Origin of the sequence: Chryseobacterium oleae (genome assembly GCF_900115055.1) — a bacterium.
GTDB lineage: Bacteria > Bacteroidota > Bacteroidia > Flavobacteriales > Weeksellaceae > Chryseobacterium > Chryseobacterium oleae.
On the sequence record NZ_FOVD01000004.1, the window covers coordinates 316,015 to 332,326 of the forward strand.

At 38.7% G+C, this 16,312-nt stretch carries 11 protein-coding genes; 4 read left to right on the forward strand and 7 right to left on the reverse strand.

What is annotated here, in order from left to right:
• Positions 1 to 10 precede the first annotated feature (10 nt).
• The 4 genes from BM143_RS15145 to BM143_RS15160 all read right to left on the reverse strand — a co-directional run bounded on the left by BM143_RS15145 (position 11) and on the right by BM143_RS15160 (position 5,150).
• Positions 11 to 1,573: a peptidoglycan DD-metalloendopeptidase family protein gene (locus BM143_RS15145; RefSeq protein WP_090025268.1), complete on the reverse strand. Its 1,563-nt coding sequence runs from the start codon at positions 1,571 to 1,573 to the stop codon at positions 11 to 13.
• Entirely contained in the window at positions 1,570 to 2,415 is an 846-nt protein-coding gene (locus BM143_RS15150) for a lipoprotein insertase outer membrane protein LolB1 (protein WP_090025269.1), read from the reverse strand. Before BM143_RS15150 ends, BM143_RS15145 begins: the two co-directional genes overlap by 4 nt.
• A 108-nt stretch (positions 2,416 to 2,523) precedes the next feature.
• A complete protein-coding gene (locus BM143_RS15155) occupies positions 2,524 to 3,540 on the reverse strand; it encodes a sugar phosphate nucleotidyltransferase (RefSeq protein ID WP_090025271.1) in 1,017 nt (338 codons plus the stop codon).
• Between the two features lie 155 nt (positions 3,541 to 3,695).
• Positions 3,696 to 5,150 carry a lipopolysaccharide biosynthesis protein gene (locus BM143_RS15160; protein ID WP_090025272.1) on the reverse strand — a complete coding sequence of 485 codons (1,455 nt, stop codon included), beginning with the start codon at positions 5,148 to 5,150 and terminating at the stop codon, positions 3,696 to 3,698.
• Between the two features lie 213 nt (positions 5,151 to 5,363).
• Here BM143_RS15160 and BM143_RS15165 point away from each other — a divergent pair, with 213 nt between their 5' ends.
• Entirely contained in the window at positions 5,364 to 6,701 is a 1,338-nt protein-coding gene (locus BM143_RS15165; protein ID WP_090025274.1) for a dihydroorotase, read from the forward strand.
• 364 nt (positions 6,702 to 7,065) lie between these two features.
• Here BM143_RS15165 and BM143_RS15170 read toward each other — a convergent pair whose 3' ends face one another.
• The 3 genes from BM143_RS15170 to BM143_RS15180 form a co-directional block, all read right to left on the reverse strand.
• Positions 7,066 to 9,363, reverse strand: coding sequence for a GH92 family glycosyl hydrolase (locus BM143_RS15170; RefSeq protein ID WP_090025275.1), 2,298 nt, complete (start codon positions 9,361 to 9,363; stop codon positions 7,066 to 7,068).
• Positions 9,364 to 9,901: 538 nt separating this feature from the next.
• On the reverse strand, positions 9,902 to 10,585 hold the full coding sequence (locus BM143_RS15175) for a response regulator transcription factor (protein WP_090025277.1): 684 nt from the start codon (positions 10,583 to 10,585) through the stop codon (positions 9,902 to 9,904).
• A gap of 18 nt (positions 10,586 to 10,603) precedes the next feature.
• Positions 10,604 to 11,851, reverse strand: a complete 1,248-nt coding sequence (locus BM143_RS15180) for a sensor histidine kinase (RefSeq protein WP_090025278.1) — start codon at positions 11,849 to 11,851, stop codon at positions 10,604 to 10,606.
• A gap of 172 nt (positions 11,852 to 12,023) precedes the next feature.
• On the opposite strand from BM143_RS15180, the gene BM143_RS15185 reads away from it, so the two are divergent.
• The 3 genes from BM143_RS15185 to BM143_RS15195 all read left to right on the forward strand — a co-directional run bounded on the left by BM143_RS15185 (position 12,024) and on the right by BM143_RS15195 (position 16,228).
• On the forward strand, positions 12,024 to 12,434 hold the full coding sequence (locus tag BM143_RS15185; protein WP_034725831.1) for a DUF1573 domain-containing protein: 411 nt from the start codon (positions 12,024 to 12,026) through the stop codon (positions 12,432 to 12,434).
• Positions 12,435 to 12,849: 415 nt separating this feature from the next.
• Positions 12,850 to 13,731 (forward strand): SDR family oxidoreductase, encoded by an 882-nt coding sequence (locus BM143_RS15190; protein WP_034725829.1) that lies wholly within the window; start codon positions 12,850 to 12,852, stop codon positions 13,729 to 13,731.
• A gap of 298 nt (positions 13,732 to 14,029) precedes the next feature.
• Entirely contained in the window at positions 14,030 to 16,228 is a 2,199-nt protein-coding gene (locus BM143_RS15195; RefSeq protein WP_090025280.1) for a M1 family metallopeptidase, read from the forward strand.
• Positions 16,229 to 16,312 lie beyond the last annotated feature (84 nt).

Genomic DNA, 16,312 nt, shown 5'->3' on the forward strand with positions numbered 1-16,312 from the left:
AAAGCTTTTTTTAATACGAAATCCAACCTAATGGGTCAACTGGTGTATTTCCGTTCCATACTTGGAAATCAAGGGTATAAGAACCATCGAAATCCTGAGCTACCGTACCTACCGGAGTACCGGAGGAAACCTGCTGTCCTTTGGATACACTTACGTTTCCAAGGTTAGAATAGATCGTGAAATAGCTTCCGTGTTTTACCATAACGGTTTTTGTTCCGTCGCTGTTTGCCAATACAGAAGAGACTGTTCCCGGGTATACGGATTTTGCGCGTGTTCCGGAAGGTACGGCAATTTTGATTCCTGTATTATCTTCAACAATATTTTTGAAAACCGGGTGTGGTTGTCTTCCAAATCGGTGGGTTACCTGTCCGGCTCTGTCCGCAGGATATCCTAATTTTCCTCTGCTGTCCGCAAAACTGCTACCGGTAGAGGTTGTTACTCCGTAGCTGGTCATTGCTTTTGTTTCAGCGGCTTTTTTCTCTTCTTCTTTTTTCTTGTTCAGTGCAGCTTCAGCAGCTCTTGCAGCAACAAGTTTATCTGTAGCTTCTTTTGCTCTTGCATTAGCTTCATCAGATGCCTTTTTCGCTGCTACTCTTCTGGCTTCATCTTTTGCACTGGATTCAGCTCTTGCAGCCTCTTCATTGCGTTTTCTTTCCTCTTCAGCTCTTTTTGCAGCAAGATCAGCGGCTTTTTTAGCTTCTATTTCTGCCAGCTTTCTTTCTCTTTCCAGGGCTTCAGCTCTGGCTTTAGCCTCAGCTTCAATTCTGGCTTTTTCTCTTTCTGCAATCAGTTTAGCCATACGGATTTTTTCGGCCTCGGCTTTTCTCCTGGCTTCTTCTTCCGCCTTTGCTATTCTGATTTCTTCTGCGATGATAGCTCTGATCTGTCCTTCCAAAGTTTTAGACTGAACCTGCTTCTGCTTCAGTTCTACTGTAAGTTTAGCTTCGTTTTTTTTGAAATCCGCTAGCAATTGCTCTTTCTGAGCTCTTTCAGCGTTGATGGTAGCCAGATCTTTCTGCTGGTTAACCAGTAGATTATCTTTTTCCCTTGCGGAACTTTGTTTCTGTGCGATTGATTTTTTGATCTGAGCAGCTGCGTTGCTAATCTCTGCAGCTTTTTTATCCTGATAGTCAGCGTACTGTTTCAGGTATTGAACCCTTCTTATGGCTTCACCCAGATTTTTGGACGAAAGGATAAAGGTTACTTTGTTCTGTACCCCTTTGTTTTTGTAAGCGTTAACCAAAACCTCAGCATAGTTCTTTCTCAAAACAACCAGTTCTTTGTTCTGACGGTTGATTTCCAGCTGACGCAGATAGATCTCGTCTTCAATGAATCTTTTTTCTTTCTGCGTATTGGTATATACTTTTTCTCTCAACGTCAGTTTTTTATTAACGTTGGTAAGATAGGCCACTGAAAGTTTAGATTCGGTTCTGGTTTTAGCCAGATCTGTATTTATCTGTACAATTTGTTTTTTAAGATCGGCATTCTGTTTCTGAAGCTGTTCCTTGTTCTGCTGTCCCTGATGCAGGCCGAACAGTAGAATACCTATTAAAAAGCTAAATTTTTTAATCATTTAATCTCAATTTTCTTATAACTGGATGGTACAGAATAAGGTGTTTCCATCCTCGAAAAGTCAAATTTCGTGTTTTCCAGTAAAATCTGACTAGATTTTGAGCCTTTTATAATTATTTTAACATTTTTTGGAAGGCGGATTCCATCGTATTCATTCCAGTTACTGTAAGAGATTTCCAGTTCGTCTGTAGATAAAACATCCTTTAAATTCACGCTTAGCAGATCATAATTCGTATCATAGTTAAGCACAATTTTATACTCTCTGGTTTTCTCTTCCGTCGTAATTTTTTGATTAGCGTTGGAGACCATTTTAAAGCCCTGTGCGTTTTGGGTCAGGGTAAACTGAGAATCGCTGATCTTGACAAAAGTTCTGCCCATCAGTATTTTTTCCAGCGATTTGTAATCGATGAAATTGACATTAAGCAGTTTATTCAGATAATCAAAATCGGAATCGATGTATGTTTTACTTGTTTTATCCTGGCCTTTAATTCCTTCAGGGGTTGCGATCCCTTTGGCTACATTAAAAAATAGCGCCTGAAGGTTCATCCATACCTTTTTATCGTTTTCAATATAGATCACCGCATCCAGGGTTGGAATAAAGCTTCCGGTTTCCACATTCACTTTACTGTTGATCTTAACCTGATCAAATTTCAAAGGAACCACCACATGCTCATAGAATGTAAGCTTATCTCTTACCGGCTCGTTGGCATCTTTAGGATTACGGTTGTCATCTGTAACAACAACGGTGCTGTCCTGCGCTTTGCCGTTGTTTTTGGCTGCATTTCTTGTTTTACAGGATGAAAGGGTAAGAAGTAGTAAAAGTATCGGGATCCAGTTTTTCATGTATTTATCTTTCAATTAAAGAAAAAACGCTGCAATATTAACGCCAAACCACACAAAAAATGTTGTGTGGTCTGGAGGTATCTTGTTTTATATTAATTATTTCTGATCTTATTTAGACAAAAAATCTAAAACCGAATAGTCACCTAATGAGATTTCTCTGGCCACTCCGAAGTATTGTGCAGAATTTCCAATCATAGAGTTGGAAAGGTTTCCGTGGTTGATCCTTGTGTTTTCCTGGATCAGAGAGTTTTCGATATTGGAATTCACGATGATCGTATTGTTTCCTAATGAAACGCCGGGACCTACCTTTGAATTGGAAATCTTTACGTTTTCACCGATAAAACACGGCTGGATAATCAATGAATTTTCGATCACCGCTGATGCCGGATAATTATTCATTTCTTCTATCTCGTACGCAAGGATTTTACTGTTGGTTTCTACGGTAGCATTTTTGTTTCCGCAATCCATCCAGTCGTTTACTTTTCCTAGAGTGAATTTTGCCCCTTTTGCTCTAAGGTTTTCCAGAGCAGTTGTCAGCTGATATTCCCCACCGTTTTTTATATTATTGTCCATAATATAGTTGATTTCATTCATCAGTTTTTCAGCACTGTTGAAATAATAAATCCCGATGATGGCAAGGTCCGATACAAAGGTTTGTGGTTTTTCCACGAAGTCTGTAATGAAACCATAGTTATCTAATTTTACCACTCCGAAAGCAGACGGATCTTCTACACTTTTCACCCAGATTACTCCATCTGAATTTTTATCCAGCTGGAAATCTGCGCGGAAAAGGGTATCTGCAAAAGCAATCACCACATCTCCCTGCATAGAGTCTTCAGCACATTTGATAGCGTGTGCGGTACCAAGCGGATCGTTCTGATAATAGATGCTGCCTTTTGCTCCCAGTTTTTCGGCTATCTGAAGGAGAGATTTTTCAATCTCCGGTCCGAAATCTCCAATGATAAATGCTACTTCTTCAATTTTTTCACCTGCTACTTTAGCAATATCTTCTACCAGTCTCTGTACGATAGGTTTTCCTGCAATCGGAATAAGAGGTTTTGGAACGGTCAGAGTATGTGGACGTAATCTGGAACCGCGTCCAGCCATAGGAACAATTATTTTCATAGACTATATGACAATGTTTTTATTTGTTAGTTTTTATTTTGATCAGGCTAAAGGTAATAATTTAAATCATTGCTGATCGTAATATTTATCATCTTTGCCAACTGCTGTTTAATTTTTTTTAAAGAACTCAATAGTATCAAATTAGAGGCCATCTCCTAAGACTTTTTTAGTATTTTGGATACAATAGCCTTCTCTTTATAGGCTACGAGGCCAATGAAAAGAAGTAAAAATAAATTTCCTACAAAGTAATTGGTTCTGAAAAAATAGAAGGATACCAGAGAACACGTAATGGTAAAGACCAGATAGAGTGCAATTTTTCCGGTATTGTAATGAATCGGGTACTGTTTCTGCCCCCAGACGTATGAAATGACCATCATCGACATAAAGGTGATCAGCGCGGCCATGGCACTTGCCCAGTATCCATATTCCGGGATAAAGAAGAAGTTGATGAAAACGGTAATGCATGCACCAATCACTGAAATATATAAACCGACTCTGGTTTGGTCAGATAATTTATACCAGATGGAAAGATTAAGATAGATTCCCAGGAACAGAGCTCCCAGCATCACAAACGGGATGATTTCAATCCCTTCATAATAGAGCGGGTTGCTCAGGTATTTTTCTGAGATCCACTGAAGATTCACCATCAGTCCCATATAAATAATACAGCTGCAGATGACAAAAACATCCATCAACACAGCGTACGTTTTATGTGAATCTTTATTTTTAAAACTTGAAAAGAAATACGGTTCTATACCCAGCTGATAAGCCTGTCGGAAAACCGTGATAAAAGTCGCGATTTTATAAACCGCTCCGTATACTCCGATCTGATGGCGTGCTTCATCCGGAGGAAGGAGATATTTCAAAAACTGTCTGTCAAGGGTCTGGTTAACGATTCCGGCCAATCCTGCAATCATTACCGGCCATGAATAATTCATGATTCTTTTCCATAATTTAAAATCAAATTTGGAAATACTGAAGCTGAAAAATTCTTTTCCTACAATCAGTAATGTAATGATACTCTGCACTAAGTTGGCGATGAATACATAACCAACCCCCAATTGAGGATCATATTTTAAACCAAAAATTCCTTCCGGATGTTTTGGAAGCCACCTGATAAAGAATATGACTAATAGAAAGTAAACAACAGATCCTGCCACCTTGGAAAACATATACTTGAAAGGCTTCCCCTGCAACCTTAATATAGCCGAAGGAATGGTAGAAAATGCATCCAGAGAAAGGATGAATAAAAAGATGACAAGATAATTAACCTGGTCAGGCGTTTCAAAAGCTATGGCGAGTTCGTTTCTGAAGACATAGCCTAAGCCAAGATAGATTAGGGCAATGCTGATAATACTTACCGAACATGTTGAAATCAATGTTTTTTTATCAATACTTTCTTCCTGTGCAAACCTGAAAAAAGAGGTTTCCATCCCATGGGTAAGGAGAACTGTAATGACTCCTGCGATGGAATACCAGTCTACAAAGGGAGATGAAGCCGCGGGCCCGAAAGCCTTTGTCACGATAGGTGCAATGATGAACGGGAAAATACGGACTAATACTGAACTAAGCCCATACACGGCGGTCTGACCGAATAACTTCTTATACAAACTCGAAAATTTTATGCAAATGTAAATATTTAGAAATTGATTTATATTCGGCGACATTAAAATTCATTCATAAACCTTAATTTTGCTTTTTTTAATAGAAGTTAGAAACTAGATGTTAGAAGTTAGTGAGCGGATTTTTATGCTTCACTCATGATTTTTAACACAAAGCTTTCTCTGGCTTCTAATATCTAACATCTAATTTCTAAAGTAAAAATGAAGACCCTAATTAAAAATGTAAAGATCGTGAACGAAGGTAAGATCTTCGAAAGCGATGTCTTAATAGAAAATGACCTGATCTCCAGAATAGATTCCTCAATTTCAGAAGAGGCAGATCAGATCATTGACGGTTCCGGAAAATATCTTCTGCCTGGTGTCATAGATGATCAGGTGCATTTCAGAGACCCGGGACTGACGCATAAAGGAGATATTGAAACAGAATCGAGAGCAGCCATCGCGGGTGGAATTACAAGTTTCATCGATCAACCGAATACTGTTCCCAATGCAGTTACCCAGGAACTACTGGCTGATAAATACGAGATAGGTTCTCAGAAAGCATATGCCAACTACGGTTTTATGATGGGCGGAACCAATGATAATCTTGAAGAAGTTTTAAAGACCAATCCGAGAAATGTTCCGGGAATTAAATTATTTTTAGGCTCTTCTACGGGAAATATGCTGGTTGACAATCCGGAAACGCTGGAGAATATTTTCAGCAGCACAAAAATGCTGATTGCTGTTCACTGTGAAGATGAAGCTACAATCAGAGCCAATACGCAGACCTACCTTGACGAATACGGAGAGGACATTCCTGTGAAGTTTCATCACCTGATCAGAAGTGAAGAAGCTTGTTATAAATCATCTTCAAAAGCCATTGAACTGGCAGAGAAAACAGGAGCGAGACTTCACGTTTTTCACCTTTCAACCGCTAAGGAAATGGAGCTTTTCAGAAATGATATTCCATTAAAAGATAAAAAAATTACTGCTGAAGTTTGTGTTCATCACCTGACATTTACCAATGACGACTATGAAACCAAAGGTTCTCTGATCAAATGGAATCCGGCTGTAAAAACTCAGAAAGACAAAGATGCCCTTTGGGAAGCGCTTCTGGACGACAGGATTGATGTAATCGCAACAGACCATGCGCCGCATACTGCTGAAGAAAAGCAGAATGTGTATACAAAATGCCCTTCCGGTGCTCCTTTGGTACAACATTCATTACCTGTGATGCTGGAGAATTATCATCAAGGAAAAATTTCTTTGGAGAAGATCGTTGAAAAAATGTGTCACAATCCGGCCATCCTTTTCAGGGTTGAGAAAAGAGGTTTTGTGAGAGAAGGCTACAAGGCGGATCTTGTTTTGGTTGATGTGAATGCAGACTGGACAGTAGCTAAAGATAATCTTCTGTATAAATGTGGCTGGAGCCCTCTGGAAGGAATGAATTTACATTCTAAAGTAACCCAGACTTTTGTTAATGGACATTTGGTTTATGATAATGGAAATATCGCAGAAGAAAAATTCGGGGAGAGACTTCTTTTTGAAGTAAGAGAATAGTAAGATTAAAATCAAAATAATAAAAGGGCAAATACAACTATTTGCCCTTTTTGTTTTTATAATTCCGGATGCTAAAACCACCCCGTCAAAAATTCTTTGAATTTTCGCCAACGCCCCAAAGGAGGGGAATTTTTCGTCGGTTCAATAAATGGCATTCATCAGTATAAAAATCTATGATTTTTTAAAACTTATGTGATCTTCTTATTCGACAAGTATTCGACTTAAAATAACTTAAGTGTTCAGAACTTTTTGCCACTTTTGTGGTTAGTAATATTTTTTTGACCACAGATTTCTCAGATGTGCACAGATGATTGTGGATATTCGTATCAATCATTTGTGGTATTTGTGTTTGAGCTGTAAAAATCTATTTCTTCGCCTTCGCACTCATATAAAAAGTAAGTTTTCCACCCGCTGTAATCTCAGAATGTTTTAGAGTAAAATTCTTAATCTCCTTTCCATTCAGAAGTATTTTTTCCACATACACATTCTTCGGACTTTGATTGATGGCTTCAATTTCAAATGTTTTTCCGTTTTCAAGATTCAAAACCGCATGATCTACGGCCGGACTTCCAATGGAATAATCTTCAGAACCCGGAGCTACCGGATAAAATCCAAGCGAGCTTAAAATATACCAGGCACTCATTTGTCCTGCATCGTCATTTCCTCCAAGACCGTCCGGTGTTGCTTTGTACTGCATTTCTAAAATGCGGCGGATCTGAGCCTGGGTTTTCCATGGCTGTCCTGCCCAGTTGTAGAAGTAAGCAACATGGTGAGCCGGTTCGTTTCCGTGAACATAACCTCCGATAATTCCTTCTCGGGTAATATCTTCTGTATCGGCGAAAAATTCATCGGGAAGATGCATGGTGAAAAGTTCATCCAATTTTGAAGCAAATTTTTTCTTTCCGCCCATCATCTGCATTAAACCATCAGGATTTTGTGGGACAAAAAAGCTGTAGTTCCAGGAATTTCCTTCGATGAAACCCTGTCCGTGGGTGCTTAGAACATCAAAATCTTTTTTGAAACTTCCGTCTGCTAATCTGGGACGCATAAATCCGGCTTTAGGGTCAAAATTATTTTTCCAGTTTTCAGAACGTTTAATAAACTGATTGTAGATTTCTGTTTCGCCTAAATGTTTGGCCAGCTGAGCAATCGCCCAGTCGTCATAAGCATATTCCAATGTATTGGAAACTGAAGTTCCATTTTTCTCAGCTGGGATATAGCCCATGTCGATATAATATCCGATGCCTTCATAATCTCTTTTGTTGGCCGTTGCGATGCAGGCTTTTAATACTTCTTTAGGATCACCGTTGTAATTTCCTTTGATCACGGCATCAGCAGCTACACTTACGCTGTGATAACCGCTCATACACCAGTTGTCGTTGGCATAATGAGACCATATCGGAAGCATTTTCATGGAAAACTGATCATAATGGGCCATCATCGATTTGACCATATCATTATTGCGTTTTGGCTGGATGATATTAAAGAATGGGTGGAGGGCACGATACGTATCCCAGATAGAGAACGTTGTATAATTGGTAAAACCTTCCGCTTTGTGGATATTCTGATCCAAACCTTTATATTCTCCATTGATGTCCATATACGTGGTAGGACTGATGAAAGTATGATACATCGCGGTATAGAAATTCGTTTTTTCGGTCTCAGAACCTTTGATGACAATTTTATTCAGTTCTTTATTCCAGTTTTCCTGGGCTTTTGCTTTAATCTGATCAAAAGATAGACTGCCTGTTTCTTTTTCAAGATTTTCCAGGGCATTGGTCTGGCTTACCGGAGAAATGGCCAGTTTCACTTCAACGGCTTCGTTTTCCTGGGTATCGAAATCAAAATACATTTTCAGGTTTTTGCCGGCGATCTCCGGGAAGTTTTTATTCTGATCAAATTTTCTCCAGAATCCTCTGTACACCTGAGGTCCGTCAAAATTTTTCTGTCCGTAAGATTTAAAAGGTTTTGAGAATTTCATTGCGAAATAAACAGTTCTGGTTCTTGCCCAGCCATTGGTCTGTCGATAACCGGTCACTGTTCCGTCGTTTTCTACCCGAACGTAGGTCCATACGTTTTTACCTTCATAATTATAAATTCCTGCCGTAAGATCTAAGATAATATGGGCCTGATCAGATTTTGGAAAGGTATAACGGTGAACTCCGGTTCTTGTGGAAGCCGTCAGTTCTGCGAGAATATTGTGATCATCAAGTTTGACTTTATAATATCCGGCTTCTGCTTTTTCATTTTCATGGGAGAATCTGCTTCTGTAGCCATTTTCAGGATTTGCTGCGGTTCCCGGGTTCAGTTGTAGTTTACCCACTGTCGGCATAATGAGGAAATCTCCAAGGTCAGAATGTCCTGTTCCGCTGAAGTGCGTAGAGCTGAAGCCTACGATTGTTTTGTCTTCATAGCGGTAACCTGCACAGTATTTATAAACCTCGCCGTTGTATTTGCCATTGAGTTCATAAGAAATCGTATCCGTTTCCGGGCTCAGCTGTACGGCTCCGAAAGGAACGGTGGCTCCGGGATAGGTGTGTCCCATTTTTTCGGTCCCGATTAATGGATTGACGTATTGTATTAATCTTTCAAATTTTTGGGCTTTAAGGTGTAAACCAAAAAATAAAAGGAATAGAAAAACAGTTGTTCCGTGATTTTTCATTAAGGATTCATTTTCAAAGTTTAAAATTAATTAAAAATCAAAGAATATTGTAATTTAGAAACAATCGTATCCAAATTTAACCGGAGTTCGGGATAAGACATTTGTTTTAGATTTCAGACATCAGACTTTTTTTATGAATCTTAGTACCTGATAACGTTTCGGGATGTGGGTTTCGTGGTTCAAACCAGAAACTATTTTTACGTCCATATACTGGATCAATTTTAAACCCTGAGCAAGAGATAAGTTTTTTACGCAAAGTTCTATTCTAATACCGTACAGTACGAGGAGAGCAAAGAGAGGAATCAATTTCATTGATTCGATTAAGCGGATGTTTTATACCGAGAGCTGTCAAAGTCTTTGCCTTCCTCAAAACTAAACATTAACAAGATGAAGCTTTGCGTGAAAAAAAAACTTATCTCTTCCAAGTTTTGCAGGTGATCCCCATACTTTCAAATCCCAAATTCCGTACCTTTTATCCTAAACTCATTACTCATAATTCAAAACTCATAACTCACAAAAAAACCTGTACCGCGTAACTTTATTTTTTTTCAGAAAAGCGAAAGCCTATTCCGTGCAGATTTTCAATTAAAATAGTCTGCTCATCCGCAAGTACTTTTCGCAGGCGGGAAATAAATACATCCAGACTTCGTCCCATAAAATAGTCATCGTCTCCCCAGATCGCTTTCAGAATGTCCTGTCTTTTAACAACAATATTCTTGTGGCGTATAAAATATAGAAGCAGTTCGGATTCTCTTTGGGTAAGTGTGATGCTGTTTTCCGGATCCTGTAGTGTGTAATTCTTGGGGTCAAAATCATATTTCCCGACTTTATATTGTGCCGGGGATGGATTGGATTTCTTGGTGCGTTTAAGGAAAACTTCAATTTTAAGGATCAGTTCTTCGATGCTGAAGGGTTTTACCAGATAATCATCGGCTCCGATTTTCAGGCCTTTGATCCTGTCTTCTTTTAAGGTTTTTGCAGAAATGAAAATAATAGGAATGTCTGAATTTTGATTACGGATATGTTCTGCCAGTTCAAATCCGTTAAGTCCCGGCATCATAATATCCAACAGGCAGATATCAAAATTCTGGCTGTTGAATGCATCAAGTGCAGATTTTCCATCCGGGTAACAGTTGATGTCATAGTAACTTTCCAGGCTGTCCTGAATCAGGAAGGCTATCGTTTCGTCATCTTCTGCATATAAAATTTTAGATTTCTCCATACGTACACATGATTAAATTTAAGACGGGAAAAAGAGCGTTGTGGTAATTCCTCTATCAGCATTATTTTCAACTGAAATTTTCCAATTGTGCTGCTGGACGATTTTTTTTACATAAAATAATCCCAATCCAAAGCCATTGACTTCCTCGCTCTTTCTGGTATTCACCCTGTAAAATTTGTCAAAAATATGAGGAATATTTTTAGCAGGGATTCCCATTCCGTTGTCTTTAAACTTTAAATATAAACCTTTTGAATCTTTATAGGATGAAATGGTGATCTGAGGATGTTTTTCGCAGTACTTTACGGAATTGTCCAAAATATTGTAAATGATGTTCGTAAAGTGAAATTCATCTGCCATCACGGAGAAACTGTTTTCGATGTCTATATCGATCGTCATATTTTCATTGTTCTGCTGGATAGTATCAGCAATTTCCTGAATAAACGGAAGCAGTATGATTTTCTGAGGTTTTAACGACAGTCCGGATGTATCATTTTTAGCGATATTCAGTATTTTTTCAATATGATTATTGAGCTTGTAGCTTTGATTGATAATGATGGACGTGTAGGTTTGTAGTTTTGGATTTTCCTGCACGATATTCTGCTTGTTGAGCGATTCTGAAGCCAAGAGGATAGAAGAAAGAGGCGTTTTAAACTCGTGGGTCATATTATTGATGAAGTCACGCTGCAGTTCCGAGAATTTTTTTTGCTGAATAATCGTGTAAATAGAATAAACATAAACCAGAAGAATGATAATAAGGGCAAAAGTAAGTACATACCAAAATCTTAATGAGCTGATCAGATAAGTGGTTTTATCGGGAAAACGGATCGAAAAATAATAGATCAGATTTTTATGCTTTGGAAAATTAATCACCTTATCACTGGGACTTTCCTGGTTTTTCGACATATACTTTCCATACACCATTTTATCGCTGTGACAGTTATATAAGGCATATACATAATCTGTGTTCACCTGGAAACGGGTGAATTCTGTTTTCAGATAGTGTTCCAGAACCACGGGGTGAAATTCATTATTGGTATTAACTACATAATAATCGTTGGCAATAATCTGTACCGGATTTTCAGTGAAAGAAGTTTTTCCGCCGGATAATTTTTCCGCCACTTCCATTAACGCAATATTTACTTTCTGGTTGAATTTTTTATCTTCAAGATTATAAGCCTGCCGGGTCCAGAGAAGCTGTGCTATTAAAATCCCAATAATAGCAATGAATCCCAGCGTTATAATAATATTGAGTTTTTTGATTTTCATTTCCTGAAGCAATATTATCCAAAAATATCTATTTATCTTTGATCATTAACAACTCGTTAACAAATGTTTGATAGTGATTAACAAGTTGGATGATTTATCTGCTCTATATTTGCTATATCAAAAGATAATAACAGATTCCTTTGATTTTTTATTAACTATTAAATATATACTCATGAAAAAATTACAAATCTCAGCGCTTTTAGCAGTGCTTGCTTTTTCTCCGTTTTATGCGAACGTATTTCCAGGTGAAACAGCTTCTATCGTAAGAACAATTGCAGATGCCATTAAATGGAAATCAGAATCTATAGACGTAGGAAACATTCCTCAGGGAAAACCAAAAACAATCAGATTCGAATTTACAAATACCTCTTCAAAGCCAATCGTTATTGAAAATGTAGCTCCATCTTGTGGATGTACAACGGCAGACTACACTAAAACTCCTATTCTTCCTGGGAAAAAAGGATTTGTAGAAGCGAGCTATAATGCGGCAGCAGCAGGAGCATTCATGAAAACAGTGAATGTTACGACAAGCGAAAGCAAAACACCTAAAACTCTTTCATTCAAAGGAGTAGTGGTAGCCTAATCCGTTTTTATAACAGACAATCATAATAAATCCAGCAACCTTGTAATTCGTTACAGGGTTGTTTTTTATTTTTAGAAACTGCATTTGGAATCCGTGTCAAGGTTTTAAACCTTGACACGGATAAACCATTCGCTTAATCAAATCGATCAAAGATCGATTCATCTTTGCAACCCTTAGAATATCCGTAGTTAATGTAAAACTTTGCGTTAAAAAAATACACGTACAATGTTATTTAGCCATTTTGCATCTGTTCACTTTTTCCAGCTTGAAATTTATTTTTATCTCAAGTTCTATAACGCTGGTATTGTTTTTATCTCTGGAAAAGAGAATCACTATTTATAACATTATTATTTATCCCATTATTTTAAAGGGCATGAATTCAATATTTAGTATTTTTAGGAAAAAATAAGATCATATGAATTTATATACACAGCCAATGTTGCGCGAAGGTGCATTACAGGATAAAGTTGCTATTGTAACGGGAGGCGGAAGCGGCCTGGGAAAAGCAATGACCAAATATTTTCTGGAACTGGGAGCAAAAGTGGTGATCACTTCCCGTAATCTGGAAAAACTACAAGGGACTGCAAAAGAACTGGAAGAGGAAACCGGAGGAAAAGTTCTGTGTGTTGCCTGTGACGTGAGAAACTGGGATGAGGTGGAAGCGATGAAGGAAGCGACATTGAAAGAATTCGGAAGAATTGATATTCTCTTAAACAATGCGGCCGGAAACTTTATCTCGCCTACAGAGAGACTGACGCATTCAGCTTTTGATTCTATTTTGGATATTGTTTTAAAAGGAACAAAAAACTGTACCCTTTCTATCGGAAAACACTGGATCGATTCTAAAAGTCCGGGAACTGTTTTAAATATTGTAACCACTTATGCCTGGACAGGATCTGCTTATGTAGTTCCTTCAGCCTGTGCAAAAGCCGGTGTTCTGGCTATGACCAGATCTTTGGCTGTAGAGTGGGCCAAATACGGAATCCGTTTCAATGCAATTGCACCGGGACCTTTTCCTACGAAAGGAGCTTGGGACAGACTGCTTCCTGGAGATCTTCAGGAGAAATTTGACATGAGGAAAAAAGTTCCTTTGAGAAGAGTGGGAGAACATCAGGAACTTGCGAATCTGGCGGCTTATCTGGTTTCAGATTATTCTGCTTATATGAATGGAGAAGTTGTAACTATAGACGGTGGCGAGTGGCTTCAGGGAGCTGGCGAATTCAATATGCTTGAAGATATTCCAAAAGAAATGTGGGATGCATTGGAAGCAATGATCAAAGCGAAGAAAACAAATTAAAATATTTTTAGTTGAAGAAGGCAAGAAGTCTGAAGCTGGAAGAGGGAAGATATTGAGATTCCAAAGAGAAACGTTAATCGTCAGTTTTACCTCGTAAGTAAATGATATTTTTGGGTAAATATGAGATTTTAGACATGAGACCCAACTCAAATGTGCATCTCTCAAACACTCAAACACTCTGACTCTCAAACTCACATTAGAACTTCAATTCATTAATTTTTTTATAAAAATAGCCCGGACTTGTAACGATTCCGGGTTTTTTTATAACTTATCATAGAAATAGTATAAATTAAACCCAATGAATTATAAACTTCCAGGCCTTGTGGCAGCAGCGGCCCTATTCCTTTTTTCAGGATCTGCTTTAGCACAGGAAACACCAAAATACAGTTATGTAGAGGCATTCAAACCCTTCTTTTATCCTCAGACCGGAACAGAAACCCGCTCTGCAAGCGGACAGGCGGGACATGCGTACTGGCAGAATTCAGCAGATTATGATCTGAATGTAAGCCTTAACGAAGCGAAAAATGAAATCACCGGAACGGCTGATATTACTTACACGAATAACAGTCCTGACCAACTGGGCTTCCTATGGTTGCAGCTTGATCAGAATTTATTTGCAAAAGATTCCCGTGGAAATGCGGTTGTACCTCCATCAGGAAGCAGAAACGGAGCTCACGGTGAAGAACTGGAAGGCGGTTATAAAATTAAATCGGTAAAGCTGGATGGTAAAGACGTAAAATACACGATTACGGATACCAGAATGCAGATTGATCTTCCAAAAGAACTGAAATCTAAAGGCGGTGTTGCTAAGATTAAAATCGAATATTCCTTTATTTCTCCTGAATATGGATCCGATAGAATGGGCGTTCAGAAAACGAAAAACGGAAAAGTATTTACCGTTGCCCAATGGTATCCAAGAATGTGTGTATATGATGATGTGATGGGCTGGAACACGCTTCCTTACGTTGGAGCATCAGAGTTTTATCTGGAATACGGGCATATTTCTGCTAATATTACAGTGCCTGCTAACCATTATGTGGTGGCATCCGGAGAGCTTTTGAACTCTAAAGAAGTGTATAGCAAAGAAGAAAATAACCGTTGGGAGCAGGCAAGAAACAGTGATAAAACAGTAATGATCCGTCCGGAATCTGAGATCGGGAAAAACCAGGCTTCCGGGACCAAAACATGGAAATTTAAAATAGACCAGACCCGTGATTTTGCATGGGCTTCATCACCGGCATTTATTCTGGATGCTGCAAAAATAAACCTTCCAAGCGGTAAAAAATCTGTAGCTATATCGGCTTATCCGGCAGAAAGTGCAGGCGAAAAAGCGTGGGGAAGATCTACAGAATATACAAAGGCAGCCATTGAGCATTATTCTCAGAAATGGTACGAATACACTTATCCGGCAGCGACCAATGTAGCAGGAAATGAAGGTGGAATGGAATATCCGGGAATTGTATTCTGTCATATGGATTCTGCGGGTGAAGACCTTTGGGGAGTTACGGATCATGAGTTTGGGCACAACTGGTTCCCAATGATCGTAGGTTCTAATGAAAGACTGTTTGCCTGGATGGATGAAGGCTTCAATACCTTTATCAACGAGTTATCCACAAAGGCTTTTAACAATGGAGAATACTACAGCAAGAAAAATATTGCCAGAGCCGGAGGTTTTATGATGGGGGATAATCTTGAACCAATCATGGTGGGTCCTGATAATATGAAGGAAAGAAACATCGGATCTTTGGCGTACTACAAGCCGGGAATGGGGCTGCAGATTTTAAGAGAAACCATTTTGGGTCCTGAAAAATTTGACAAAGCTTTCAAAACGTATATCGACAGATGGGCTTTCAAACATCCTACACCATGGGACTTCTTCCATACGATGGAAAATGTTGCAGGAGAAGAACTGAATTGGTTCTGGAGAGGATGGTTCATCAATAAATGGAAAATCGATCAGTCTGTAAAAGATGTGAAATATGTGAATGGCGACTTTAAAAACGGAGCTCAGATCATTGTTGAAAACCTTGGCCAGCTACCGATGCCAACGACGGTTCAGGTGAAATTCAAAGACGGGACAAAACAGATCATGAAAATCCCGGTTGAAGTTTGGAAACGTAATACGGAATGGCTGCTCAAACTGAATTCAACCAAAGAAATTGATGAGGTGATGCTGGATCCAGATTCTATGATTCCTGATGTGAATGCAAAAAACAATACATGGACTTCCGCACAGGCGAAACCTGTTGAAAAGATCAATGCAAAAGATTTTACAGGAACTTATGCGGCTAAAGGCGTCCCTATCAAATTGGTGTTTACCGATAAGAACGGTCAGCTTTACGCTAAAGCAGGAAGTCAGCCGGAATTTCCTCTGGAATACACAGGAAATAATCAGTTTACATTTGAAGAAGCAGATATGACGATGGTGTTCAGCAAGGACAAAAAAGAAATTGCTTTTAAACAGGGCGAAAGAGAATTTAAATTTACTAAAGAATAAAACATAGCTTATTCCTATTGAGAGGCCTGAACTTCATTTGAAGTTCAGGTTTTTTTATGAGTAAGGAAGAGGAACAGACGTGAG